The sequence below is a fragment of the Methylobacterium sp. 092160098-2 genome, from assembly GCF_028920805.1.
GTDB classification, from domain to species: domain Bacteria; phylum Pseudomonadota; class Alphaproteobacteria; order Rhizobiales; family Beijerinckiaceae; genus Methylobacterium; species Methylobacterium fujisawaense.
In genome coordinates, this window is the sequence record NZ_JAQPZJ010000001.1 from 3,203,962 (window position 1) to 3,226,895 (window position 22,934).

General features: G+C 70.5%; 22 protein-coding genes. 9 read left to right on the plus strand and 13 right to left on the minus strand.

Annotated elements, in window-relative coordinates; genetic code table 11:
• Window positions 1–60 precede the first annotated feature (60 nt).
• From PQI07_RS15095 to PQI07_RS15110, 4 genes are all read right to left on the minus strand, one after another.
• Complete coding sequence (locus tag PQI07_RS15095; protein ID WP_051044730.1) at window positions 61–414, minus strand: hypothetical protein; 354 nt, start codon at window positions 412–414, stop codon at window positions 61–63.
• A 72-nt stretch (window positions 415–486) separates the two neighbouring features.
• The gene (locus PQI07_RS15100; protein ID WP_043349166.1) at window positions 487–1,272 is read right to left on the minus strand and encodes a YfdX family protein; all 786 of its coding nucleotides are present in this window, start codon (window positions 1,270–1,272) and stop codon (window positions 487–489) included.
• Window positions 1,273–1,470: 198 nt separating this feature from the next.
• The gene (locus PQI07_RS15105) at window positions 1,471–1,794 is read right to left on the minus strand and encodes a low molecular weight protein tyrosine phosphatase family protein (RefSeq protein ID WP_179697030.1); all 324 of its coding nucleotides are present in this window, start codon (window positions 1,792–1,794) and stop codon (window positions 1,471–1,473) included.
• Complete coding sequence (locus tag PQI07_RS15110; RefSeq protein WP_274926877.1) at window positions 1,791–2,768, minus strand: ATP-binding cassette domain-containing protein; 978 nt, start codon at window positions 2,766–2,768, stop codon at window positions 1,791–1,793. Before PQI07_RS15110 ends, PQI07_RS15105 begins: the two co-directional genes overlap by 4 nt.
• A 508-nt stretch (window positions 2,769–3,276) precedes the next feature.
• Between PQI07_RS15110 and PQI07_RS15115 the strand changes: the two genes are divergently transcribed.
• Complete coding sequence (locus PQI07_RS15115; protein ID WP_043354763.1) at window positions 3,277–3,618, plus strand: Hpt domain-containing protein; 342 nt, start codon at window positions 3,277–3,279, stop codon at window positions 3,616–3,618.
• Between the two features lie 21 nt (window positions 3,619–3,639).
• On the opposite strand, the gene PQI07_RS15120 is transcribed toward PQI07_RS15115, so the two are convergent.
• From PQI07_RS15120 to PQI07_RS15140, 5 genes are all read right to left on the minus strand, one after another.
• On the minus strand, window positions 3,640–4,881 hold the full coding sequence (locus PQI07_RS15120) for a sensor histidine kinase (protein WP_053609494.1): 1,242 nt from the start codon (window positions 4,879–4,881) through the stop codon (window positions 3,640–3,642).
• A 265-nt stretch (window positions 4,882–5,146) separates the two neighbouring features.
• Window positions 5,147–6,778 (minus strand): ABC1 kinase family protein, encoded by a 1,632-nt coding sequence (locus PQI07_RS15125; RefSeq protein ID WP_043382852.1) that lies wholly within the window; start codon window positions 6,776–6,778, stop codon window positions 5,147–5,149.
• 544 nt (window positions 6,779–7,322) lie between these two features.
• A complete protein-coding gene (locus tag PQI07_RS15130) occupies window positions 7,323–8,024 on the minus strand; it encodes a substrate-binding domain-containing protein (RefSeq protein WP_043354784.1) in 702 nt (233 codons plus the stop codon).
• Window positions 8,025–8,143: 119 nt separating this feature from the next.
• Window positions 8,144–8,974, minus strand: coding sequence for an NAD-dependent epimerase/dehydratase family protein (locus tag PQI07_RS15135; protein WP_274926878.1), 831 nt, complete (start codon window positions 8,972–8,974; stop codon window positions 8,144–8,146).
• Window positions 8,975–9,329: 355 nt separating this feature from the next.
• Window positions 9,330–10,637 (minus strand): alpha-hydroxy acid oxidase, encoded by a 1,308-nt coding sequence (locus PQI07_RS15140; RefSeq protein WP_274926879.1) that lies wholly within the window; start codon window positions 10,635–10,637, stop codon window positions 9,330–9,332.
• Between the two features lie 223 nt (window positions 10,638–10,860).
• On the opposite strand from PQI07_RS15140, the gene PQI07_RS15145 reads away from it, so the two are divergent.
• The 3 genes from PQI07_RS15145 (at window position 10,861) to PQI07_RS15155 (ending at window position 13,460) form a co-directional block, all read left to right on the plus strand.
• On the plus strand, window positions 10,861–11,901 hold the full coding sequence (locus tag PQI07_RS15145; protein ID WP_043382860.1) for a LacI family DNA-binding transcriptional regulator: 1,041 nt from the start codon (window positions 10,861–10,863) through the stop codon (window positions 11,899–11,901).
• Window positions 11,902–11,987: 86 nt separating this feature from the next.
• The gene (locus PQI07_RS15150) at window positions 11,988–12,659 is read left to right on the plus strand and encodes an aspartate/glutamate racemase family protein (RefSeq protein ID WP_053609490.1); all 672 of its coding nucleotides are present in this window, start codon (window positions 11,988–11,990) and stop codon (window positions 12,657–12,659) included.
• Between the two features lie 3 nt (window positions 12,660–12,662).
• Window positions 12,663–13,460, plus strand: coding sequence for a hydroxypyruvate isomerase family protein (locus tag PQI07_RS15155; protein ID WP_053609489.1), 798 nt, complete (start codon window positions 12,663–12,665; stop codon window positions 13,458–13,460).
• A 16-nt stretch (window positions 13,461–13,476) separates the two neighbouring features.
• Here PQI07_RS15155 and PQI07_RS15160 read toward each other — a convergent pair whose 3' ends face one another.
• The 3 genes from PQI07_RS15160 to PQI07_RS15170 all read right to left on the minus strand — a co-directional run bounded on the left by PQI07_RS15160 (window position 13,477) and on the right by PQI07_RS15170 (window position 18,347).
• Window positions 13,477–15,480, minus strand: a complete 2,004-nt coding sequence (locus PQI07_RS15160) for a TonB-dependent siderophore receptor (protein ID WP_107088726.1) — start codon at window positions 15,478–15,480, stop codon at window positions 13,477–13,479.
• Window positions 15,481–16,099: 619 nt separating this feature from the next.
• Window positions 16,100–17,137, minus strand: coding sequence for a hydroxyacid dehydrogenase (locus PQI07_RS15165; RefSeq protein ID WP_053609487.1), 1,038 nt, complete (start codon window positions 17,135–17,137; stop codon window positions 16,100–16,102).
• A gap of 4 nt (window positions 17,138–17,141) precedes the next feature.
• Window positions 17,142–18,347: an amino acid aminotransferase gene (locus PQI07_RS15170; protein ID WP_274926880.1), complete on the minus strand. Its 1,206-nt coding sequence runs from the start codon at window positions 18,345–18,347 to the stop codon at window positions 17,142–17,144.
• 202 nt (window positions 18,348–18,549) lie between these two features.
• Between PQI07_RS15170 and PQI07_RS15175 the strand changes: the two genes are divergently transcribed.
• From PQI07_RS15175 to PQI07_RS15185, 3 genes are all read left to right on the plus strand, one after another.
• Complete coding sequence (locus PQI07_RS15175) at window positions 18,550–19,686, plus strand: branched-chain amino acid ABC transporter substrate-binding protein (protein ID WP_274926881.1); 1,137 nt, start codon at window positions 18,550–18,552, stop codon at window positions 19,684–19,686.
• Between the two features lie 224 nt (window positions 19,687–19,910).
• Window positions 19,911–20,186, plus strand: a complete 276-nt coding sequence (gene infA, locus PQI07_RS15180; RefSeq protein WP_012320343.1) for a translation initiation factor IF-1 — start codon at window positions 19,911–19,913, stop codon at window positions 20,184–20,186.
• Window positions 20,183–21,151, plus strand: a complete 969-nt coding sequence (locus PQI07_RS15185; protein ID WP_274926882.1) for a DMT family transporter — start codon at window positions 20,183–20,185, stop codon at window positions 21,149–21,151. Before infA ends, PQI07_RS15185 begins: the two co-directional genes overlap by 4 nt.
• Here the strand turns inward: PQI07_RS15185 and PQI07_RS15190 are convergent.
• On the minus strand, window positions 21,121–21,423 hold the full coding sequence (locus tag PQI07_RS15190; RefSeq protein WP_043382873.1) for a hypothetical protein: 303 nt from the start codon (window positions 21,421–21,423) through the stop codon (window positions 21,121–21,123). The genes PQI07_RS15185 and PQI07_RS15190 overlap by 31 nt on opposite strands.
• 159 nt (window positions 21,424–21,582) lie before the next feature.
• Between PQI07_RS15190 and PQI07_RS15195 the strand changes: the two genes are divergently transcribed.
• Both PQI07_RS15195 and PQI07_RS15200 read left to right on the plus strand, forming a co-directional pair.
• Complete coding sequence (locus PQI07_RS15195; RefSeq protein ID WP_274926883.1) at window positions 21,583–22,188, plus strand: sulfite oxidase-like oxidoreductase; 606 nt, start codon at window positions 21,583–21,585, stop codon at window positions 22,186–22,188.
• Window positions 22,163–22,912 carry an FAD-binding oxidoreductase gene (locus PQI07_RS15200; RefSeq protein ID WP_274926884.1) on the plus strand — a complete coding sequence of 250 codons (750 nt, stop codon included), beginning with the start codon at window positions 22,163–22,165 and terminating at the stop codon, window positions 22,910–22,912. Before PQI07_RS15195 ends, PQI07_RS15200 begins: the two co-directional genes overlap by 26 nt.
• Window positions 22,913–22,934: the final 22 nt, after the last annotated feature.

Below are 22,934 nucleotides of genomic sequence, written 5' to 3' on the forward strand. Positions count from 1 at the left end.
GCGATCTGTCGCGGCGTCGACATGGCGCGTGCAGGCGGGCGTCGCGCGGATGCCGTCGTCTCAGGGCGGACCCGACGGGTTGACCGGCAGCGCGTCGCTTCCGAGCTGCAGGCAGGTCAGCATCGCCACGTAGGATGGGGCGCCGCCGATCTGGCTCTCCGCCGCACAGGTCCGGCGCTCCGCCACGTCGAACGTGGCCCAGCGCCTGATCAGGGTGCGCCGCGCGGCAGCCTCGTCGGACAGGCAACCCCGGTAGCTCGCCCGATCGACGGCGCTGGATCCCGCCCGGTGCTCCGGTGCGCAGATCGCCCGGATATTGAAAACCGGAACCCCCGACGCCCGCGCGGACGCCGTCAGGGTTCCGCCGAGGAGCAGTTCGAGTCCCAGGACGGTCGAGATCCAGAATCGCCGCACGCGACCCTCCCGTGTACGTGCCGACCGGGCCGCGCCTGAGATCCATCGGGCGCGGCCATCATCAGCGGTCGTTCACTGGCCGGTCTTGGCACCCGCGGTCGTGCCCGTGGCCTGCGGCGCGCCCTTGTCGGCCGCGGCGGCGGTCGCCTTCTGAGGCACCGCGACCGCATCGATCACGTCGAAGCGCATGTTGTCCTGGGCTGTCTTCAGAGCCGCATTCGCTTCGTAATACTTGCCCTGTCCGATCAGCGCCGCCGCTTGGTCAACATTTGCGATGGTCGTGTTCAGCGGCAGAACTGCCATCGTGAAGTTGACGTCGACATGGGCGAGCTTGAGCTTCTCCAAGGCGCCTTTCTGGTCACCCTGTGCGAGGTTCTTGTTCGCCTCGGTCACCGCCGAGGCCTTGGTGGGCGTGGCCACGAAATCGTCGCCCAAGGTCAGCTGCGCGTCGACAGGCACCCAGGCGACCTGCTCCTTGGAAGCCGGCTTGGCTCCGGCCTTGTCCCCCGGCGCGGTCGCCTTGTGAGCGGCCATGTCGGCCGGCGACTTGAGCTCGGCCTCGGCCTTGGTGAACACCGCGTCGTCGGACTTGGCCTTCGCGAAGGCCGCCTGAGCCTTGGCGATCATGTCCTTGGCCTGGCCGGGATTGGCCTCGAAGATCGCGAGGCGGGTAAGCTGGAGATCCCTGAAGCCCTGCGCGCCGTCCTTCGAGAGCTTGCCGACATCCTTGTCGATCGCGGTCTGGCTCGCGCTGACCTGCGTGCCGTTGTGCTGGGCCGCCTGCTCCGCCGCGTAGGCCGTTCCGCCGACGATTGTGGTGAGCACGAGGGCCGCAACCATGGATTTATGGTAGGACATAATGAAATATCCCTCTATTACCGGAGAAAAGGCCTTCATCTGCATTGGCCTTATTCATTCCGTGTTCAGATAATAGACCGGCGATGATTTGGTGGCATGTCCGCAAGATTAAAAAACGGCAATGCGGCTGCCGGCATCGGACATCGGACGGCGATGGCGATCCCTCGGCGGCGTCGCGGGTTCCTCCGCGGCGCGCGCTCAGCGCGGCAGGAAGCGGGCCGCGCGCGCTTCCAGCAGGCGGACCAACGCGGGCGCCATGAACGCGTAGGCGTCGGGGACATCGAGGCAGACGAGGCGGACCCCGCGCAGATGTGCCCCGAAGCGCCGCATCAGCTTGCGCCGGTGCGCGGGCTCCATGACGACGACGATCTCGGCCCAGGCAAGATGGTCGACGTCCACCGGCTCGTCGGCGTCGGGCGACACGCCGGCGCTGGCCGTCTCGATCCCAGGGACGCGCGCGAAGATCTGCTCTGCAGTCGGGCTGCGGGCGCGCGCCCGGCCGCAGACGAACAGGATCCTCACACGCCCTCCGCCAGGACGGATTGCCGCTCGAACAGGGCCCGATACGCCCCGTTCGGGCGACGCTTCAGGGTTGCGTGGGGGCCGTCCTCGACGATGCGGCCGCGGTCGAAGACGAGGATGCGATCGAGGGCCCGCACCGTCGACAGCCGATGGGCGATGACGATGGCGGTGCGCCCGCGCATCAGTCGGATCATGGCCTCCTGCACCAGCGCCCCGGATTCCGAATCCAAACTCGAGGTCGCCTCGTCGAGGATCAGGATCGGCGCATCCGCCAGGAAGGCGCGGGCGAGCGCCACGCGCTGGCGCTCGCCGACCGAGAGCTTGACCCCGCGCTCGCCGACCAGCGTGGCGTAGCCCTTGGGCAGCCGCCCGATGAAGGCGTGCGCGTTCGCGAGATGCGCCGCCCGCTCGATCTCCTGCGCCGAGGTGCCGGGGCGGGCATAGGCGATGTTCTCGGCCAGGGAGCGGTGGAACAGCACCGGTTCCTGGGGCACGATGGCGACCTGAGCCCGCAGGCTCGCTTGGCTCGCCGACGCCACGTCCTGTCCGTCGATCGCCCACATGCCGCGGGAGATCTTCCGGACCGTGGAGCCCGAGAAGGTGTTGGCGTGCCACTCCGGGGAGAAGCGCTGGACCCGGCCGAAGCCGTTGCGGACGATGCCGCTCATGGTGTGCAGCGAGAGCGGCACCACCAGGCTCCACGCGACATGCCGCAGCACCGCGGTGGCGAGGCCGAGCCCGGTCATCGCCAGGAAGGCGGGCCACGCCGCCTCCAGCGCCGCGCGGCGCTCGTTGCCGGAAAGGGCATCGACCAAGCGGCCCGCGTAGAGCGGCAGCAACACTTCCGCCAGGGTGGCGAGCGTGATCGCGCCGGTGAGACCGGCGACGAGGGGCCAGCGCCTGTGCCAGCTGCGGACGACGAAGGCCAGGACGCGACGGACCGCGTCCGCCTGCCGGGGCGAGGACAGAGACATGCATGTGCCCAACGCGGGCAGGCGTCGGCTCCGAGCGACGCGGGCGCACCATCGCGAAGGATGCGCGCCGGCGAAATGAGACGGGCGTGTATTCAGGAGCGCCGGGCAGCGGGGCCGGGCGAAAGCGGGAAGCGTTTAGCCGACCCGCACGGGGGCGCGGTCAAGTCCTGCGGGGAGGACGGCAAACACAGCACTCATGCAGCTCCCTCCCGATGCCAGCGCGACAGTTCCCGAGGCTAGGAGAGCCCGAACTGATTCGCAACGCGCGGCGCACGGTCGTGCCAATGTGGGTTGCGCCGCGCCCGGAACGCTTCTCAGTCGACTGGGCGGCCGCCTCGCGCCGACCGGCGCGCCGGGATCCGTCCCGATGAGGGCGCCAACCGGTCACGCTTTGTTGAAAAGCTGACGCAGGCCGGTGTAAACATGTCTGTGCAAGTCTGGCCTCTGGCCAACGACCTGGTTGCGCGCTTCTTGATTGCTGCGACGCATCCGCAATTGGAGACGGACGGTGTCGCACTCCCTGGTGGACCGGGACGCGCTCGATGAACTCACGGCCGTCATCGGCGCGGAGAAGCTCGTCGGCCTCCTCGACCGGTTCGTCGTCAGTCTCACCACCGCCTTCGAGGGGCCGGATCGCGCCAATGACGATTACGGCCGCGAGGCGCATACGCTGGTCTCGATGTCGGGCATGCTCGGCTGCGCCGAGCTGTCCCGGGCCTGCCGCGGTCTCGAGGAATCCGCCAAGGCCGGCGACGATCTGACTGGATCGCTGATCGACCTCAGAACCCTGCGCGACCGGACGATCGCGGCCCTCCGGGACCTGCGGGCGCAGACCCGGCTCAGCGCCTAGCGCCGGGCAGCAAAGTCCGGATCAGGCCGCCATCACGGCGTCGAGGGGCGCCTCGAAGGTCAGCACCGCGCCCTCGCGGGGATAGCTCAGGTGGGCGGTCCCGCCGAAGCTGTGGGCGAGGCTGCGGGCGATGAGACGGGTGCCGAAGCCCGTCCGGGTCGGAGGCGTGACGGGCGGTCCGCCGCTCTCCTCCCACCGGAACCGGAGCGTCTGCCCGCCCGCCGCCTCCGCGACGTTCCAGGTGATGCGGACCCAGCCTGCGGCCACCGACAGCGCGCCGTACTTGGCCGCGTTGGTCCCGAGCTCGTGCAGCATCAGCGCCAGGGTCATGCCGTGCCGCGGGCCGAGCGTCAGATCGGGGCCGGCGATGCGGAAGCGGCCCGCCACGCCGTCCCCGTGGAGGGACACGGCCCCCTCGACCAGGCCCGTCAGTGAAGCCCGGGCGAAGGAGCCCTGCAGCAGGACGTCGTGGGCCTTGGCCAGGGCCAGAAGCCGCGCGGCCAAGGCCTCGCCGGCCGCCTCCAGCGAGGGCGCGTTGCGCATCGTCTGCGTGGCAACGGCCTGGACCATGGCCATCGTGTTCTTCATGCGATGGGCGAGTTCCTGCATCAGCAGCGTCTGGTTCGCCTCGGTCAGCTTCAACTCGGTGATATCGCGTGACACGGCCAGGATGCGCTCGGGCCGGTCCGGTGCCGCGCCGATCGGCGTGACGGCCACGTCCCACCACCGGATCGTGCCGCCGGTCTCCGACTGGGCCTGAAACCGGCTCGGGCGTCCGATCCGCGCCCGGTCCAGGGCCGCGGCCACGGCCTCCCGATCCTCGGCGCGCGTCCAGGCCTCGATCCAGGGCCGGCCGATCGCCTCCGCCTCGTCCGCGGCGGCGGACAGGGCCGGGCCGTCCTCGCTGGCGGTGATCAGGCACCCGTCACGGTCCAGCAGTTCCAGGAAATCGTTTGTGGCTTGCTGTGACCCCGACGGGAGCAGCCGGTCGGTGGCGCGTGGTGCCATCGCCGAGCCGAGCCCGGAAGATCCCCGGAATGTCGGCCTGTGCGGCGTCGCAATCCATTCGGCCGCCAGGCGCCCGGCTTCGACACGGCTCGCCGCTTCGACGATCCGACCGAGCCGCCGGCTCCGCTGCCGTTCCCGGTCCGCCTGCGTTGTGGCCTGGGAGAGCAAGTGGCGCAGGCGGATGTTCTCCGCTTCGAGCGTCTCGACGTGGCACTCAACCCCGTCGATCCGCGGCCGTACGATGTCCGCATCCATCGCCCGCCTTCCCCCCTCGTCGTCGCGACGGGGCGCCCGTGCAAGGCGCACCGCCGGAGGTCTCCCGATCACGCGGCGCGGCGACGCGAAGTCGGAGCCTGAGCGGCACTGGCGGTCTGAACCGCTTCTGGTGCCGTCTGGCCACTCGCAGCCAAGCGAATCGCTGGACGTGTCACGCTAGCATGGCGCGCGGGATAATCAAACGAGTACGGTATTCGGTCGCAGGTGAGACGGTTTTAATTGCCGAGTGCAGGCGCGAAGACGGTTACTTATTTCGCATCAGCAGCACGAGCCAGCCGATCCCCAGGATGAAAATAATTAATCCGATCGAGACGAAGACGGGGGTGCCGAGGTCGATCAGCCGGGGCGCGAGCTGGGTGGCGAAGGCCGCCACCACCAGGGCCACGGCGACCCGCGCGGCGGCGCGCTCGATGCCGCGGGTGACCTTATCGAGGCCCTTCACCTCGATCTCGACGGTGACGCGCCCCTGCTTGAGGCGCACCAGCATCAGGTGGATCAGGGTCGGCAGCTCCGAGGCGGCACCATACAGACCCACGCCCAGAGCCTCGGCCTTCTGCTTGAGGGCCGAGAGCGAGAACTGCGTCTGCATGCTGGCGCGCACCGTGGGACCGGCGGCGGCGAACAGGTCGAAGTTCGGGTCGAGGTGGCGCATCACGCCGTCGGCGGTCACCAGCCCCTTGAACAGGATGGCGAGGTCGGTGGGCATGGCGAGGTCGTTCTCGCGGGCCATGTTCATGAAGTCGGTGAGCACGAGTCCGAGATTCAGCGGAATCGACGAGTGGCTCTCCACGAAGGACTGGGCCGAGACCTGGAGGCGGGTCAGGTCCGGGTTGCTGGTGCCGGTCCAGTCGAGGAGCACGGCCATGAGGCCGTCGGCATCCTGCTTGAGCATGGCGCCGATCAGCACGAGCAGCTGCGAGCGCCGCCGCTGCGACAGCCGGCCGATGATGCCGAAATCGATGAAGCCGATCTTGTTGCCGGGCAGGGCCAGCATATTGCCGGGGTGCGGATCGGCGTGGAACACGCCCTCGATCAGCGCCATCTGCAGGAACGCGTCGGTGCCCTTCTGGGCGAGCAGCTTCTTGTCGATGCCCGCCGCGCGCAGGGCCGCCTCGTCGTTGGGCGGGATGCCGTGGATGAAGTCCTGCACCAGCACGCGCTCGGAGCAGTATTCCCAGTGGATCTTCGGGAAGACGATGTCGTCGCGGTCCTCGAAGATCTGGGCCAGCAGCTCGCAGTTGCGGGCCTCGTTCAAGAGATCGAGCTCGCCGTTCAGCCCGTCGGCCAAATGGCGCATCTGCTCCCGCGGCTGGTAGCGGGCCATGTCGGGCCACTCGTTCTCGACGATGCGGGCGCCGTGCGCCATCAGACGCAGGTCCGCCTCGATGATCTTGCGCAGGTTCGGTCGCAGCACCTTGACGATCACGTCCTCGCCGGAGTGCAGCCGCGCCCGGTAGACCTGGGCGATCGAGGCCGAGGCGATGGGGTTGGTGTCGAACTCGGCGAAGACCTCGAAGGGCGAGCCGCCGAGATCGAGTTCGAGCTGCGGGCCGATCTGCTCCCACGTCACCGGGACGACCTGGCTGTGGAGCTTCTGCAGTTCCTCGGTCCAGGCCGGCGACAGGAGATCCGGCCGGCTGGCGAGGACCTGCCCGAACTTGATGAAGGTCGGCCCGAGCGCCTCGATCGCCCGGCGCAGCCGCTCGGGCTCGGACAGGCGGGTGACGTCGACCCGGGGCTGACGGCGCGGCACCAGCGGCAGGTAGCGCAGGCCGAGCCGGTCCACGACGCGGGTGACGCCGAAGCCGATCAGGATCGTGGCGATCTCGGACAGCCGCTGACGGTCGCGGGCGGCAACGAAGGCTGTCTTCAGCATGAGTGGGGCGATCCGGTCGGACGGGATTGGGCGTCCGGACAGCACGAGCATAAGGACTTTTTTGCGGTCGCGAACCCCGGGAAGCCCGTCGCGGCCGAGAGAGCCGTCGCCGCAGGCGTCAGGCGGGGGCGCGTTCCCGATCCTTCCGCCCGTGCAGGATGCGGACGATCAGGAGAGCCGCGCCGTCCGCGACAGGGTCGATCCCGTGCGCGTGCGAGTGGGGGCGCACGGGCGGTCCGACGTCACACTGTCCAGGCGCCGTTCGGGGATGGGATGCCGGCATCCGGAACGCGTCGAACAGGCCGTCGCGGTGGCGCCCGCCGCGCAGGCCTCGGCGACGCTGTCCTGATCGCGTCGGACCGGGTCGCGCGCGCAGTCACTCGCATGCCTTTCGCGGCCCGTATCGGCTGCGCTTCGGTTCCAGGCTCCATGGCCTCGGGATGGCCCCGGGCAGCAAGACGTTCATCCGGCCCCCCCTGCGCTCCGGGGCAAGGTGTGCCGACGACGATCAAGAGCTTGACCGGATCCGGCCGCGTCGTGCGTTTCAGAAGGCGGGCTCCAGCCCGCTCGCCCGGTACGCCGCAGCCGCCGCCGGCGTCGTCAGGCCGGCCAGGAACCGGGCGGCGCCGGCCCGGTCGGTCGCATCGCGCAGGATCGCGGCCGCGAAGGTCGTCACCTCCTGCACCGGCTCGGGGAAGGGGCCGACCACCGCGATCCCCGGCACCACCATCAGCTCGCTGATCTGCTGGACCGCGATGTCCGCCTCACCGGAGACGAGCTTCTCGGCGGTGAACCCCTGCGGGATGATGGTCGCCCGGGCGTTGACCGCGTCGGCGAGGCCGAGCCGCGGCAGCAGGCCGGCGAAGTAGATCCCGCTGGCCCCCGCCCGGGAATAAGCCACGGACCGCGCCTCCACGAGGGTGCGTTTCAGCGCCTCGACGCTCGTGATGTCCGGATGAGGAGCGCCCGCCTTGACGGCGATGCCGTAACGCGAGCGGACGACATCGACCCGGCTCTCCGGCTCCACGCGGCCTTCCGCGATCAGCCGGTCCATGGCGTCCGACAGAACCACCACCGCGTCGGCCGCCTCACCCTCGGCGAGCGCCTTCATGATCACGGTGGTCGGCGCCCAGTGGATCGCCGTCCGGCCACCCGCAGCCTCGCAGGCCGGGATGACATGCGCGTCGAAGGCGCCGCGCACCACCAGGGCGCATTTCAGCCGTGTCACCGTCTGCGCGTCTGCCATGTCGTGTTCCATCGGGTTGCGTGGGCGACTGTCGATCCACCGATCGGATGGCCGCGCCCGGACTTCATCAGGATGCGGCGTCCGGAGGGGCGCGCCGTCGCCCGGAAGCCTGGGCGCCGTCACCGCGGTGGCGCCGCCCGTGAATAATCGATCCCCGCGAACCCGCCGCCCTGGTAGCGCTCGACCACCGGGTCGCCGCTGGTCTTGCCTTCCAGGGCCGCGGCGTAGGAATCCGCGCTGTCTTGCGGGGTCCAGCCGATCACGGCGCGCCCGTCCCGCCGCCACCATGTCATGCGGCTGTTGTTGGACGCGGCCCAGATCACCACCGAACCGGCCGGTCCGAGGCTCGGCGCCAGGGTGGCGCGGGCGATCAGCCGGGTCAGGTCGGCGTAGGACAGCCAGGTCGCCAGCATCCTGGCGTCGGTGGGCTCCGGAAAGCACGAGCCGATCCGCAGGAAGACGCTCTCCACCCCGTGCTTGTCGCGGTAGAGGCCGCCCATCAGCTCGCCGTAGGCCTTGGACAGGCCGTAGAAGCCGTCCGGCGCCAGGCTGCAATCGTCGTCCAGTACCGCGGAGCGCGGGTGGAACCCGATGGCGTGGTTCGAGGAGGCGAAGATCATCCGCGCGCCCTCGCGGCGGGCCGCCTCGTAGACGTGGTAGAGGCCGCGGATATTGGGGCCGATCACCGTCTCGAACGGATGCTCCACCGAGATCCCCCCAAAGTGGAGGATCGTGCCGCAGCCCTCGGCCAGCCGCAGGATCGTTGGCCCGTCTTCCAGGTCGGCAAGCTGGAAGCGCGCCCCCGCGGGCAGGGGGTCGGGGAAGGGGACGCGGTCGGTGAGCCGGAGGGTCCATCCCTGTTCGCCGAGGGCGCGGGTCAGCACGCGCCCGAGCGCGCCCGAGGCTCCGGTCAAGAGGACGGGTTTCTGCGGGACGGTCTCGGTGGTCATTGGATGCGGCTCCGGAGAGCGCTCTCGGCCGACGGTGTCCCCGGTGCGGCGTGGGAGAACGCGCGATCGATAGGGATAGACAGCTGCGCGCGGTGGCGGGGCCACGATACACGGCAGCGATGCCGTTCTCACCTCGCGACGCGCAGGGCCCCTCTCCCGTACGGGAAAGGGGATCCGCGCTCCGCTCGGATTCCGTCCGGTCACGCGGCCCGTTCGGAACGGACCGTGTCCCGGATGTCGGGTTTTGTCCCGCAGTCCGTGACGGTCGGCTGCAATCGGGTACGGCGATGCGAGCGGCGAGGGTGGCGGTGAGCCCCGCGGCTGCACGACGCTCATGGCCAACGGCGCCCCTGCCTCAGCCCCGCCGCGGGATGCGGCGGAGGAAATCGGGGTTCAGCTCCGACAGGCGGTTCACGCCGATCAGCGCCATGTCGCGGTCGAGCTCCTCCTTGAGGATCTGCATGGCGAGTTCGACGCCCGCTACCCCGCCCAGCGCCGCGGCGAACATGAAGGGCCGGCCGAGCAGGACGAAGTCGGCGCCGAGCGCCAGGGCCTTCATCACGTCGGTGCCCCGGCGGATGCCGCTGTCGACGATGATCTTCAGGCCGCCTTTCCGGGCGGCGATCTCCGGCAGCACGTCGAGGGGGGCGACGGCGTAGTCGAGCTGGCGGCCGCCATGGGTCGAGAGGATCACGCCGTCGACGCCGCACGACCGGGCGATCTCGACATCCTCCGGCGCCAGGAGCCCCTTCACCAGCAGGTTGCCGGACCAGCGCTTGCGGATCGCCTCCAGGTTCTTCCACGAGAGCTGGTCGCGGGCGATGGTGTTGCGCACCGCCCCCTGCGACATCATCGGCGGTCCGCGCGTCGCCTCGGTGTTCTCGAAATGCGGCGCCCCGTGCTGGAGGAAGGTCCGGGCGACGGTGCCCAGGAGCCAGCGCGGGTGCGTCGCGCTCTGCCACGCCACCTTGGGCGTCACCTTGATCGGCATGGAGAAGCCGCTGCGGGTGTTGTGCTCCCGGTTGCCCAGCGTCGGCGTATCGGCGGTGACCACGAAGGTCCGGTAGCCCGTGACCTCGACCCGGTCGAGCAGACGGTCGATCCGGTTCTGATCCCCCGGCAGGTAGCCCTGGAACCAAGCCTGCGGGTTCTGGGCGTACACGTCCTCCAGCTTGATCAGCGAGGACGCGCTCAGACACATCGGCAGGTTCATCCGCCGCGCCGCCTCGGCCAGGACGAGGTCGCCCCGGTAGGCGATGAAGGCGGCGCCACCCAGCGGACCGATGCCGAAGGGCGCCGCGTAGGTCTGGCCGAACAGCGTCGTGGCGGTGTCGCGCCCTGAGGTGTCCCGCATCAGCCGGGGCAGAAGGGCGTAATCGGCATAGGCACCGCGGCTCTGCGCCAGGGCCGATCCGGTCTCGACCCCGCCGGCCACGTATTGAAAGATCATCGGCGGCAGGCGTTTGCGTGCGTGCCGCTCGAAATCGTCGAGCGCCAGCAGGTCGCGGAACCGGTAGGGCGTGACCGCGTCGCTGCGCTTCAGGCTGGTGACGATCGCCTGCGGGGCGGCGATGCCCGCCGCCGTCGCGTCGGCGCCGCCGATGGTTGGCGCCGCGCGCTCGGGCGTTCTCAACTCGGACGCTGGCCGGTCGAGCGTCGCCATCGGATCCTCCTCCGGGCCGCCCCGATACACGGCTGTCTTGAAAGCGCTTTCAGATAGTCAGGAGGCGAGAGGGGTGTCAATATACTGCTGGTTCGAGGGTCCGGCCGCGTCTGGCGTCGACGTGCTGCGGATATGCCGTCGATCCGGGATGATGCGCATCGCGCTGACCGTCGATGCTGGCTGAGGGAAGCAGACGATTTCGACGCGGGAGCTGACCGGGGCTTTGCCTGGAGACATTCTCGACCCGCCATCCCGGGGCCCGGTGGCGCGGGATGTCGCCCGCCGCGCCGGTGTTTCCACCGCCACCGTCTCCCGGGTGCTCAACGGCTTCGCCGGGGTCCGGGCCGACAAGCGGGAGGCCGTGATGCGCGCCGCGCAGGACCTCGGCTTCGTCGCCAACGGGGCGGCCCGGGCGCTCTCGACGCGCCGGTTCATGGCGGTCGGCGCCGTCGTGCCCAACATCGAGAACGAAGCCTTCGTGCGTGTCCTGTCGAGCTTCCAGGACCGGCTGCGGCAGGCAGGCTACACCCTGGTCGCCGCCAATGCCGGCTACGACCTGGAGGACGAGTTGCGGGAGGCGACCTTCCTGCTGGAGCGCGGCGTCGACGGGCTGATGCTGGTCGGCGACATCCACCATCCGGACCTCCATGCCCGGATCGCCCGCGCCGGGATCCCGATGGTCCAGACCTTCAGCCTGTCCCGCGAGCGCCCCTGCGTGGGCTTCGACAACGCCGCCTCGGCGGCCCGGGCGGCCAACTACCTGATGGATCTCGGGCATCGCCGGATCGGTGTGATCTCGGGCCTGCGCAAGGACAACGATCGCGGCGGCGCCCGGGTGACGGGCATCGCGGCGGCGCTCGCTGCCCGCGGCCTCGGTCTCGCCCCGGAGCACGACATCGAGATCTCCTACGGGATCGGCGGCGGCCGCGACGGATTCCGCCAGATGCTGGCCGGCGGAGAGCCGCCGACCGCGATCATCTGCGGCACCGACCAGATCGCCTTCGGGGCGATGATCGAGGCCCGGGCGCGGGGGCTCTCCATCCCCGGAGACCTGTCGGTGATCGGCCACAACGATTCCGACTTCGCGCCCTTCCTGGACCCGCCGCTCACGACGATCCGCATCCACTCCGCCGAGATCGGGCACGCCGCCGGCGACCACCTGATCGCTCGGATCCAGGGCAAGCCGGTGGTGCGCCTCACCGAGATCGACGCCGCGTTGATCCTGCGCGCCAGCACCGCTCCGCCCGGGCGTCGCGGAACCTGACCTGCGCTATCTTGCTACCCATTTGAAATCGCTTACAACACCACGACCGGCCGCGGGCCGGCGCTTCGACCAGCCCGGGACACGGCATGGCTCCCCGCATCGTCCTCCTGCACGCGACACCGGTCGCCATGGCACCGATCCAGACCGCCTTCGCGGAGAACTGGCCGGAGGCCGAGACGGTCAACCTGCTCGACGATGGTCTCTCGCTGGATCGGGCGAAGGAGCCGGCCGCGATCTCGGAGGCCATGATCGAGCGCTTCGTGCGGTTCGGCCGCTACGGCCACGACATGGGTGCCGACGGCATCCTGATCACCTGCTCGGCTTTCGGGCCGGCCATCGACCGACTGATGGAGGCCGTGCCGGTGCCGGTGCTCAAGCCGAACGAGGCGATGTTCCGTGCCGCCATCGCCAGGGGCGAGCGCATCGGCATGCTGGCGACTTTCGGCCCCTCGGTCGGCACGATGACGGACGAGTTCGAGGAATTCGTCGCCGAGACCGGACGTCCGGCGAGCCTGCGGACGATCCTGGTGGACGACGCGATGGCGCGTCTGCGCGCCGGCGACGCCGAGACCCACAACCGTCTGGTCGCCGAGCGGGCACCGGAGCTTGCCGATTGCGACGCGCTCATGCTGGCGCATTTCTCCACCTCCCGGGCGGCCGAGGCGGTGCGCAAGGCCGTGGACGTCCCGGTCCTGACTGCGCCCCATGCCGCGGTCGACCGGATGCGGGCGATGGTCGAGACCGGCGGGAGCGCCTGAACCATGAAGCTCGGTGCCTTCCAGGACCGTCTCAGCGGCCATTGCGGTTTCCTGTTCACGGAGCTGCCGCTCTCCGAACGCTTCGCGGCGGCGGCCCGGGCGGGGTTCCGTGCCGTCGAGCATCCCAACCTGTTCGCGACGCCGGCCCGGGAGGTCGCGGGCTGGCTGGAACGGGCGGGCGTGCCGCTGGTCCAGACCGGCTTCCCGGCAGGGGACGCCGCCAAGGGCGAGAAGGGCTTCGCGGCGCTGCCCGACCGGGTCGCGTACTATCGCTCCACCATCGAGCCGACCCTCGACTACGTCGCGCAGCTCGGCTGCCGGATGGTCCACCCGATGGCGGGCGTCCGTCCCGCGGGGGTCGAGCGGGCGCGGCTCTGGGACACCTACCTCGACAACCTCGCCTTCGCGGCCGATGCCGCCGGGGCGCGCGGCATGACGGTGATCGTGGAGCCGATCGGCCCCGGCTCGATCGCCGACTACGTGATCGACGACCCGCTGGTGGCCGTCGAGGCGATCCGGGCGATCGGCCGCGACAACGTCAAGCTGCTGTTCGACGCCTATCACTGCGTCTGCCTCGGCCACGATCCGGCGGCGCTGATCCGGGCGCACGCGCCGCTCATCGCCCATGTCCAGATCGCCGACGATCCCGGACGGCACGAGCCCGGGACCGGCACGATCGCCTTCGACCCGATCTTCGCCGCCCTGGAGGCGGTCGGCTATTCCGGCTTCGTCGGCTGCGAGTACCACCCCGCCGCCGGCACCGAGGCGGGGCTCGGCTGGATTCGGGCGGCGGCGGTCTAGGGTTCGGGCCGGATCCTCAGAACCGGGCGGCGACGCCGCCGATGATCGTGCGGGGCTGCCCCGGCGTCGCGTAGCGGTTCTGGAACGCGCGATCGTAGAACGTCGCGTCGAACACGTTGTCGACGTTCAGGTAGATCCGCACGCCCGGTGCGATCTGATAGTACGAGATCAGGTTGACCAGCGTGTATTGCGGCAGGTTGAAGGTCGAAAGCGCCGTTCCCGCGGCGCGCCGGCCGACGAAGTCGAGGCCGCCGCCGAGCCCGAGCCCTTTCAGGTCGCCGCTCTGGAACTCGTAGACGGTCTGGAACGCGAGGCTGTTGGCGGGCACGTTGGCGATGCGCGTGCCGACCGGCAGGGTGTTGTCGCGGGCGACGGTGGCGTCGACCCGCGTGTAGGTCCCGATCACGCGCCAGCCCGGGGCCAGGTAGCCGGCGGCGGTCAGGTCGAAGCCGCGGCTGCGGACCGTGCCGGTGGCCACGCTGAAATTCGGGTCGACCGGATCGGTGCTCAGGATGTTGGAGCGTCGGATCTCGAACAGGGCGGCGGTGGCATCGAGACGGCCGTCGAGGAGGCTGACCTTCGCGCCGGCCTCGTAGCCCTCGCCCGCCTCGAACGCGAAGGGCCGGCCGCTGCGATCCGTGCCGATATTGGGCCGGAAGGAGCGCGCGTAGTTGCCGTAGACCGCCACCGTGTCGGTCAGGTCGTAGAGCAGGCCGAAGCGCGGCGTCGCCACCAGGCCCTGCAGGCCGGTGGTGGCCTTGGTCAGGTTGTTCGTCGAGACCAGCCCGAGATCCTCGACCCTGACGCCCAGGAGGGCGTGGAGTCGGGGCGTGAGGTCGATCTGGTCCTGCACGTAGCCGGCGTAGCTCTCGGTCTTCTGCAGGAAATTCGTGACCCGCGCGGTGATCGGCGGCAGCGGCTGTCCGTAACGGGGCGCGAGCAGATCGAGGAGGAACGGGTTCGTCGCCACATTTGAGCGGTCGAACACCTCGCGATAGCGATAGAGCTCGTATTCCAGCCCGAGCAGGAGCGTGTGGCGGAACGGGCCGGTCTCGAACTTGCCTGCGAGATTCGCCTGCAGGTCGAGGTCGGACCATGTCAGGTCCCGCCATTCCAGCGTCCGCCTCTGGGTCCGCCCGTTCGGCAGCAGGCCGATGGCGCCGACCCCGTAGCCCGACAGGTTCCCGCCGAGCACCTGGGCCCCGGCATTCAGCACCCAGTCCTGGTCGAACCGGTGCTCGACGCGCAGCTGGCCGAGGGCGTTGTCGACATGGGCCGGGGGCAGGCCCGGCTCGCCGATGAAGCGGCTGCGCGGCAGGGCGCGCAGGTTGCCCCCCAAGGGCACGATGCCGCGGTCGAAGGTCTGCGCGGTGCTGATGAAGTCACCCTCCAGGGTGATGGTCGTGTCCGCGTTCGGCTTCCAGGCGATGACGGGGGCGAGGGCGTAGCGGTCGCTGGTGACGAAGTCCCGGAAGCTGCCGTTGTCCTCGACGGCGCCGGTGATGCGCGCCAGAACCTGCCCGCTCTCGTCGAGGGCGCCGGTGGCGTCGAAGGTGCTCCGCTTGGCGCCGAAGCTGCCGTACTGCGTGCCGACCGTGAGGGAGCGCGCCGCGAGGGGTTGCTTGGTCACGATGTTGAAGGTGCCGCCGGGGTCGCCGCGGCCGTACAGGAAGGCCGACGGTCCTTTCAGCACCTCGATGCGCTCGATGGAGACGATGTCGGGGCTGTTCGGGTAGCCGCGGTTGATCGGGAACCCGTTGCGGTAATACTCGCCGGTGGCCAAACCGCGGATCGTGAATTCGGTCAGGCCGAGGCCGCCGAAATTGTTGCCGCGGCCGACGCCCGCGAGGTCGAGGGCCGTGTCGATCCGCGTGGCCGCCGCGTCCTCCAGCACCTCCTGCGGCACCGCCACGATGGTCTGGGGCACCTCGCGCACGGGCGTGTCGGTCCGCGTGGCGCTCACCGCCCGCGTGGCCCGGTAGCCGTCGATGCGGGACGGCCCGTCGCCGGTCCCGGCCACCGAGAGCTCCTCGAGCTGGACCTCCTGGGAGTTGTCAACGATAGGTTGTGCCCAGCCGGAAGTCGGAAGAAATACTGGAGCGAGGAAGAGAGAGATTCGGGCCGCGCGCCTGGAAACGCCGCGCGATGCCTGCGTGCAAGGTCTTGCACAGTTACGCCAAACCACGATGTCGACCGTTCTGTTTCGGATGGCGCCAGATACGGTGCAGAAACATTCACGGTCAAGCTTGATTGCGAAAGGATTCGCAAAGCTAGATTTCGAATAATTACAATCTGATCGGGATCGACAGTTCGGCCGGGCTGGCGGAGCGCGCGGCGTACGGTTGAGCAGCTCCGTTGTTGCCTCGAACTTCCGGTGCTCGTGTGTGGACGAGCGAGCGGTGGATGTATCGGAGCCGTTCGGCCCCATCATCTCGGGCCGCTTCGCCGAGCCCGGGATCCAGCCCCACCGAGGCGAGAAGATCTCGCACGGACCCCGGCTCCGGATCGCCCGCCTCCGGCATGCAGCCTGCGGCAACGGGATCGCCTTCGACCCGGGATCACGGCGCGACGTCGCGGCTGAGCCGGCGTCCAATATCGACGCGGAGGCGAAGCTTCTTCAGCCCGGCACCGGCTCGCGGTCAGGCGCCGCCGAGCAGCCGAGCCCGACGCTCCAGCACGGCGGGCCAGACCTCCGGGTTGACGAGCCGCGGCGGCGTCTCGCCCCGGAGCAGGCCGATGATCTGCTCCGCGCCCCAGGCCGCTACGGTGCGCCGCGCCTCGTGGGTGACGCCGGCGGTGTGGTAGGTCGCCACCACGGTGTCGAGCTGCAGCAGGACCGAATCGAGGGGCGGCGGCTCCGGCGTCCAGACATCGAGGCCCGCCCCCGCGAGGTGTCCGGCGGTGAGCGCTGCGGCGAGCGCCGCCTCGTCATGGATGCCGCCCCGGGCCGTGGTGATGAACAGCGCCCCCGGCTTCATCGCCGCGAAGGCCCGGGCGTCGAAGCTGCCCCGGGTCGTGTCGTCGAGGGGGCAGTGCAGGGAGACGATGTCGGACTCGGCGAGCAGCCGCGTTCGGTCCACCGGCTCTGCGCCGCGGGACCGGATCTCGGCGTCCGGGAGCAGGGGATCGTGGGCGAGGACCCGCATGTCGAAGCCGCGGGCCAGCTTGGCGACCGCCCGGCCGGTATGCCCGATCCCGATCAGGCCCAGGGTCGCGCCGCCGATCTCGTGGCCCATGAGCGATTCGCGGGTGAAGCCGCGCGCGGTCCGGAGCAGGCGGTCCGAGACGCAGATCTTGCGCGAGACGGCGAGCATCAGGCCGATCGCCAGCTCCGCCACCGAGCGGGCATTGCCGCCCACTTGGTTGATCACCGCGACGCCGGCCCGGGTGCAGGCAGCGGCGTCCACCGTGTCGAAGCCCGCCCCGCCCGACGAGATCGCCAGAAGGTTCGGGCATTCGGCCAGCAGGGCGTCGCTCACGTGCCAGCGGAGCGGCAGCTCGTTCCGCGCCGGAGAGACGTGGAAGACGTGGGCCTGCGCCAGAAGCGCCCGGAGCTTGTCCTCCGGGCCCTGCAGGTCGCCCACCTGCAGGTCGATATCGGGCTCGGCCCTCAGGCGTTCGTCGAAGGCCGGATCGATCCAGACGTTGAACCGGCAGACGCGCTTGAGGGCCGCCACATGTTCAGCCCTTCACCACCGCGTCGATCGCATCGATGACGTGGTCGATGTTGTGGGTGTTGACCGCGGCCACGCAGATCCGGCCCGTCTCCAGGGCGTAGACCTCGTGCTCCTCGCGCAGGCGGGTGGCCTCCGCGGGGCTGAGACCCGTGTAGGAGAACATGCCCTTCTGCGTCTTGATGGCGTCGAAGCCGCGCTCGGGGTGGCGCTGCTGCAGGCTGTCGGCCATCCGCTCACGCATGGCGCGGATCCGGTCCCGCATCTCGCCGAGCTCCCGCTCCCAGTCGGCGCGCAGCTCCGGATCGGTGAGCACGATCTCGACGATCGCGGCGCCGTGGGTGTGCGGGTTCGAGTAGCTCGCCCGCACGAGGCGCTTGGCGAAGGACTCGACCTTGGCCTTCGCGGCCGGATTCTCGGCCACGATGGTGAGCGCGCCGACGCGCTCGCCGTAGAGCGAGAACGACTTCGAGAACGAGGAGGCGACGAGGAACTCCTGGCCCGACTCGGCGAAGAGGCGCACCGGCTCGGCATCGGCATCGAGGCCATTGCCGAAGCCCTGATAGGCGATGTCGAGGAACGGGATCAGGCCGCGCTCCGCCATCAGGGGCACGAGGTCGCGCCACTCGTCGAGGCTCAGATCGGCGCCGGTCGGGTTGTGGCAGCAGGCGTGCAGCACCACGATCGACCCCTTCGGCAGATCCTGGAGATAGGCCTTCATGGCCGGATAGTCGGCGCCGCCGGTCTCGGCCGAGAAGTAGGGATAGTCGACCACGGTGAAGCCGGCCTGGGTGAACAGGGCCTTGTGGTTCTCCCAGCTCGGGTTGCTCACCGCCACGGTGGCGTTCGGGAAGAGCTTGGCCAGCACGTCCGCGCCGGTCTTCAGGGCGCCGGTGCCGCCGATGCTCTGGAGCGTCGCCGCCCGGTTCTGGGACAGGATCGGCGCGCCCTTCCCGAACAGCAGCTCCTGGACCGCGTCGCGGAACGGCTTGGTGCCCTCGATCGGACGATAGGTCTTCGGCAGGCCCTTCTCGATCCAGCGCTTCTCGGCGGTCTGCACGGCGCGCAGGCGCGGCACCTTGCCGTCCGCATCCGTGTACACGCCGACGACGAGGTTGAGCTTCTTCGGGCTCGGGTCGGCGTTGAAGGCCTCGAACAGGCGCATGATCGGGTCGAGCGGCGCGTTCTGGATGCCGGCGAACAGCGAGGTCATGATCGTCAATCGTCCCAGAGGGTCTCGGCCGGCGACGCTTGGAGGGGCGCCGGCACGCCCGGCGACGGGCCGGGCCGACGCCCTTATTCCGCACATCGCGCCCGCCCGCCAGCGCTTCTGCGCGCATCAGCGTCCCGATCCGTTCAACGATCCGGTGACGTCGCTCTTCCGGATGGGGCTCCGACGGCCCTAGAGTGCCGCCATGATGCGTCGCCTCATCCCGATCCTCGCCGGTCTCCTCGCGGCTAGCCCGGCCGTCGCGCAGGCTCCGGTCCGGATCGGGCTATCGGCCCCGCTGACCGGGCCGGACGCCGCCTTCGGCCAGGGGCTCCGGCAGGGGGCCGAGCAGGCGGTGGCCGATCTCAATCGCGCCGCCGGCGGGCGCCCGCGCTGGGTCCTGGTCCCCGCCGACGACGGCGGCGAGGCCCGGCAGGCCGCCGCGAACGCCAGGAAATTCGCCGCCGACGGCGTGCGCCTCGTGGTCGGGCCGCTCGAATCCGGGGCGGTCGCGGCCGCGGCGCCCGTCTACGAGGAGGCCGGGGCCGTCATGGTGGCGCCCGCGGCGGCCTACGGGCCGCTCACCGGCCGGGGCCTGTGGAACCTGTTCCGCCTGGGCCCGAGCGACGCCCAGCAGGGCCGGGCGGCCGGAGCCTACCTGGCGAAGGCCTTCGCGGGGCGCCGGGTCGGGATCCTCAGCGACCGCTCCACCTTCGGCCGGGGCCTCGCCGACGCGGTGGCGGCGCGTCTGAAGGAGGCCGGCACGCCGGAGGTGCTGTTCGACGGCTTCGCCCGGGGCAGCCGCGATTTCTCGGACCTCGTCGCCCGGCTGAGGGCGGCGCGGCTCGATGCGGTGTATTTCGGCGGGCTCGCGCCCGATGCCGCCACCCTGCTCCGCGCTTTGCGCGCGGCCGGCCTCGGCACGACCCTGGTGGCGAGCGATGGCATCCTCGACCTGAGCTTCGCCGCGGCGGCCGGCGCAGACGGGGACGGGACCGTGATGACCCTGGCGCCCGATCCGCCGCGCCTGCCCGAACCGCGCGGCGCCCGCCCGGCGCCGCGGAGTCCCGAGGCCGAGAGCGTCGCGGCCGGGGCCTACGCGGCCGTGGAGCTCCTGACCCAGGCGACCGAGCGCGCCCGGGCGGCCGATCCGAAGACCGGCCGCATCGCCGACGGCCGCAAGGTGGCCGAGGCCCTGCGGGCGGGGCCGTCGCGGACGCTGCTCGGATCGGTGGCCTTCGATGCCCGGGGCGACCGCTCCGCAGCGCCGATCGCCCTCCGGATCTGGCGCCGGACCGCGGATGGGCGCCTCGACTATGCCGGCAACGACGCGGAGCCCTGAAAGCCGGCGATGAAAACCGGCGAAACGTGTCGATGACGGAACGGGTTCGGCGTCCGTGACTTGCGGCGGGTTCCCGCGGGGACTACATGCGGGCGGTGCTGCTGAGCTGGCGCGGGCGGTCCACCGGATCGGATCCGCGCCCTGCGGCGTTTCCCGAGCTCGATGACAGCTGAACACGCATTGCCGGAACGCCTGCTGCCGGACGGTCCGACTGGAGAAGGTGCATGGCGAAAGAAGAATTGATGCAGTTCGACGGTCTCGTGATCGAGATCCTGCCGGACGCGCGCTACCGCGTGCAGCTCGACCAGGGCCACGAGATCGTGGCCTACACGGCCGGCAAGATGAAGAAGAACCGCATCAAGACGCTGGCCGGCGACCGGGTCACGGTCGAGATGTCGCCCTACGACCTTGAGAAGGGGCGCCTCGTGTTCCGCCACAAGGACGAGCGCTCGTCCGGTCCCCGTCCGCCCGTGCGGGGCGGCCAGTTCCGCCGCCGGTGAGGATCCGGGGCGCGAGCCGGGCTTCCCCGGCCGCGTCCGCCTACCTGCTGCTGACCGTCACGGCGCTCCTCTGGGCCGGCAACGCCGTCACCAGCCGCTGGGCGCCCGGCCACGTCTCGCCCCAGGTCATCACGACGCTTCGCTGGGCGGTCGCCTGCCTGGTCCTCATGCCCTTGGCCGGCACCCGCCTCCTGGCCGCTTGGCCGGAGCTTCGGCCCCACTGGCTGCGCATCCTGCTGATGGGCGGCCTGGGCTACACGGCCTTCAACTGTCTGTTCTATGCGGCCGGCGTTCATACCGGCGCGATCAACCTCGCCCTGTTCCAGGGGGCGATCCCGGTCCTGGTGATCGTCCTGAACCGGCTCGCCTACCGGGTGTCGGTCACGCCTGGGCAGGTGCTCGGCGTCGTTCTGACGCTGATCGGCGCGGGGCTCGCCGCCACCCATGGCGACTGGTCGGTGCTGACGAACCTCGCCTTCAACCGCGGCGACGTGCTCGTCTTCGCGGCCTGCCTGCTCTACGCGGGCTACACGGTCGTCCTGCCGACGCGCCCGAAGGTGCCGGCGCTCGTGTTCTTCGCCGCGATGGCCATCGCGGCGTTCGTCACATCCCTGCCGCCCCTGGCCGTCGAGTGGGCGACGGGGCACGCCGTCTGGCCCAACCGCGCGGGCTGGATCATGGTCGCCTTCGTCGGCCTCGGGCCTTCGCTTCTGGCGCAGCTCTTCTTCATGCGCGGCGTCGAGCAGATCGGCCCGAATCGCGCCGGCCTGTTCGTCAACCTCGTGCCGATCTTCGGCGCGATCCTCGCCGTCCTGCTGGTCGGCGAGCCGTTCGGGGCGACGCAAGCGCTCGCCCTGGCCCTGGTGTTGGCCGGGATCGCCTGCGCCGAGCGCCTGAAACCGGCGCTCGCCGCGGAGGCGACTCCGGAAGCCGCCTATTCGCAGACGCGAACGCGGCGGATGTAGACGTCGCCGTAGGGATCGATGGTCCGGCGGCGCTCGAAGTGGCAGACCGGGCCGTAATCCTCCTCGACGTAGACCGGCGGCGGGGCGCGGTAGACCGGGCGGCCCGGATAGTAGCCGTTGTTGGCCGACGCGATGGCGCCGCCGACCGCCAGGCCGCCGAGCACGCCGAGGGCGGCCGCGCCGCCGGCACCGATCCCGTCGCGGGCCTGGGCGGCCGGTGCGAGGGTGGCGAGGCTCCCGACGACCAGGCTCGTCGCGAGAAGGTACTTCATGACATCCCCCTGAAAGCAGGCGATTCGCGCCGATCGATCGGCACAGTCCTGCTAGCACACCCGAGCTTTGGGGCGTTTGTTCGGCCGCACATGCCGGCTTGACGCGAGGTGCTCCGCCGCACCAAACCCGGGGGGAGAGCGAGAGGGGCGGCGACCGGCATGGTGACACGGGGCTTCGTCGGACGCAGGCAGCCGCCGGAAACGGGCGCGCGCCTGCCGCCGGGTCAGTATCTCACCGACGATTTCCCGATCCTCCAGATCGGTCCCAACCCGACCGTTGACCTGTCCACCTGGACGTTCACGCTGCGCGCGGGATCGCGGCCGATCAAGGCGTGGAGCTGGGCGGAATTCGAGGCGCTGCCTCGCACCACCTGGAAGGGCGACATCCACTGCGTCACCAAGTGGTCGAAGTTTGACACGACCTGGGAAGGCGTCAGCTTCGACGACCTGCTGGCGGATGCCGGGATCGAGGCGCCGACGAACTTCCTGCTCGCGGAATCCCACGACGACTACACCACGAACGTGCCGGTGGCCGACCTCGTGGGCGGTCGCGCCCTGGTGGCGACGCGCTACGAGGGCCAGCCGATCCACCCCGATCACGGCGGCCCGGCGCGGCTCTTCGTGCCGCACCTCTACTTCTGGAAGAGTGCCAAATGGGTGAAGGGCCTGCGCTTCACCCAGGTGGACACGGCCGGCTTCTGGGAGCTGCGCGGCTACCACATGTACGGGGATCCCCGGCGTGAGCAGCGCTACATCGGTGATTGAGTCGGTGATCGAGCCCGTCGTCTTCCGCTGGCACGAGGCGGAGATCACCGCGCTCTCGCCGGTCACGCCGCACGTGAGGAGCGTCCGTCTGCGCTGCAGCCTCGCCGAGGCTTACCGGGCCGGGCAGCACGTCGATGTCCGCCTCACCGCCGAGGACGGCTACCAGGCGCAGCGCAGCTACTCCATCGCCTCGGCCCAGAACGGCAGCGGCACACTGGAGCTGATGATCGAGGCCCTGCCGGACGGCGAAGTCTCGGGCTGGTTCTCGCATTTGGCCGAAATCGGCGACAGGGTCGAGCTGCGCGGGCCGATCGGCGGCTCGTTCTCCTGGGACGGCCCCGATGGCGGGCCGCTGCTCCTGGGCGGCGGCGGGTCGGGCGTGGTGCCGCTCCTGGCGATGCTGCGGCGGCGGGCGCAGGGCTGGCGGCAGATCCCGGCGGCGCTGATCTACTCGGCCCGCACCCGGGCGGAGGCCATCGCGGTGACCGAGCTGGAGCGGCTCGCGGAAGCCGATCCCAACTTCTCCCTGCATCTTGCGACGACGCGCGAGCCCGGCGGCAAGCGGATCGACGCGCCCCTCGTCGCCGATGCCCTCGCGCGGATCGGGGCGCCCGGGAAGGTCTTCCTCTGCGGCTCCAACCGGTTCGTGGCCGCAGCCTCGGACCTGATCCTGGCGGAGGGCGTCGCGCCGGGCCTGATCCGCACCGAGCGCTTCGGCGCCTGAGCGCCGGGGCCCCGCGCCGGCA

Bases quoted from the DNA above. Each gene is read 5' to 3' on its own strand.
- PQI07_RS15190 (WP_043382873.1), bottom strand. From the start codon at position 21,423: ATGAAGTACCTTCTCGCGACGAGCCTGGTCGTCGGGAGCCTCGCCACC.
- PQI07_RS15150 (WP_053609490.1), top strand. From the start codon at position 11,988: ATGGCTCCCCGCATCGTCCTCCTGCACGCGACACCGGTCGCCATGGCA.
- PQI07_RS15195 (WP_274926883.1), top strand. From the start codon at position 21,583: ATGGTGACACGGGGCTTCGTCGGACGCAGGCAGCCGCCGGAAACGGGC.
- infA (WP_012320343.1), top strand. From the start codon at position 19,911: ATGGCGAAAGAAGAATTGATGCAGTTCGACGGTCTCGTGATCGAGATC.
- PQI07_RS15130 (WP_043354784.1), bottom strand. From the start codon at position 8,024: ATGGCAGACGCGCAGACGGTGACACGGCTGAAATGCGCCCTGGTGGTG.
- PQI07_RS15120 (WP_053609494.1), bottom strand. From the start codon at position 4,881: ATGGATGCGGACATCGTACGGCCGCGGATCGACGGGGTTGAGTGCCAC.
- PQI07_RS15155 (WP_053609489.1), top strand. From the start codon at position 12,663: ATGAAGCTCGGTGCCTTCCAGGACCGTCTCAGCGGCCATTGCGGTTTC.
- PQI07_RS15125 (WP_043382852.1), bottom strand. From the start codon at position 6,778: ATGCTGAAGACAGCCTTCGTTGCCGCCCGCGACCGTCAGCGGCTGTCC.
- PQI07_RS15175 (WP_274926881.1), top strand. From the start codon at position 18,550: ATGATGCGTCGCCTCATCCCGATCCTCGCCGGTCTCCTCGCGGCTAGC.
- PQI07_RS15135 (WP_274926878.1), bottom strand. From the start codon at position 8,974: ATGACCACCGAGACCGTCCCGCAGAAACCCGTCCTCTTGACCGGAGCC.
- PQI07_RS15110 (WP_274926877.1), bottom strand. From the start codon at position 2,768: ATGTCTCTGTCCTCGCCCCGGCAGGCGGACGCGGTCCGTCGCGTCCTG.
- PQI07_RS15170 (WP_274926880.1), bottom strand. From the start codon at position 18,347: ATGACCTCGCTGTTCGCCGGCATCCAGAACGCGCCGCTCGACCCGATC.
- PQI07_RS15140 (WP_274926879.1), bottom strand. From the start codon at position 10,637: ATGGCGACGCTCGACCGGCCAGCGTCCGAGTTGAGAACGCCCGAGCGC.
- PQI07_RS15100 (WP_043349166.1), bottom strand. From the start codon at position 1,272: ATGTCCTACCATAAATCCATGGTTGCGGCCCTCGTGCTCACCACAATC.